The sequence below is a fragment of the Demequina sediminicola genome, assembly GCF_000975055.1.
GTDB lineage: Bacteria > Actinomycetota > Actinomycetes > Actinomycetales > Demequinaceae > Demequina > Demequina sediminicola.
Map to the genome: position 1 here is coordinate 1 of NZ_BBRB01000011.1, position 757 is coordinate 757.

At 58.0% G+C, this 757-nt stretch carries 1 protein-coding gene; it reads left to right on the forward strand.

Annotated features, from left to right (window positions below; translation table 11 throughout):
* Positions 1-757, forward strand: a 757-nt coding sequence (locus AOP79_RS11480) for a DUF7927 domain-containing protein (RefSeq protein ID WP_500778235.1), incomplete at both ends; no start/stop codon positions are given.

The following is a 757-nucleotide window of genomic DNA, read 5'->3' on the forward strand; positions in this document are numbered from 1 at the left end:
GGACCTTGTTGGTGTGGTGGTGGAGGATTCGTTGGTTGATGTGTTGGCGAATGCGTCGTGGGTGGGGTTTGTGGATCCTGTTGATGCGGGTGCGTCGTTTGATGCTGGGTCTGAGGTGGTGTCGTGGACGGGTGATTTGGCTGCTGGTGATCCGGATGCGGATCCTGTGGTGCCGGGTGGTTCGGTGACGATTTCGTACACGGTGATGGTGGATGATCCGGTTGCTGAGGGTGCGGAGTTGGTGAATGTGGTGACTGGGCCGGAGGGGTCGTCGTGTGAGGACGGTTCTGAGCCTGGTTGCACGACGACGACTCCGGTGCGTCAGTTGGACATTGTGAAGTCTGCGTCGACGGATGAGGCTGTTCCGGGTGAGACGGTGGAGTTTTCGGTGACGGTGTCGAATACGGGTTCGTTTGCGTATGTCGACCCTGATAGTGCGTCGTTTAGTGATGATTTGTCTGATGTGTTGGTGGTTGCTGAGAACCCGATGGTGACGGGGGTGACCAGTAATCAGGGTGATCGTGATGTGGCTGAGGCTGCGTTCTCTGGCGATGTGCTCGAGTGGACTGGTGACCTTGCTGTGGGTGAGGTGGTGACGGTCACGTACACGGTTGATGTGATGGATCCACTACCGGCCCTGGGTGATGGTGAAGATGCGACGATGACGAATCTGGTGGTGGGTCCACCGGAATCGCAGTGTGAGCCTGATAGTGGTGACCCGGATTGCACCACCACCGTCGAAGTCCGCTCACTCGAC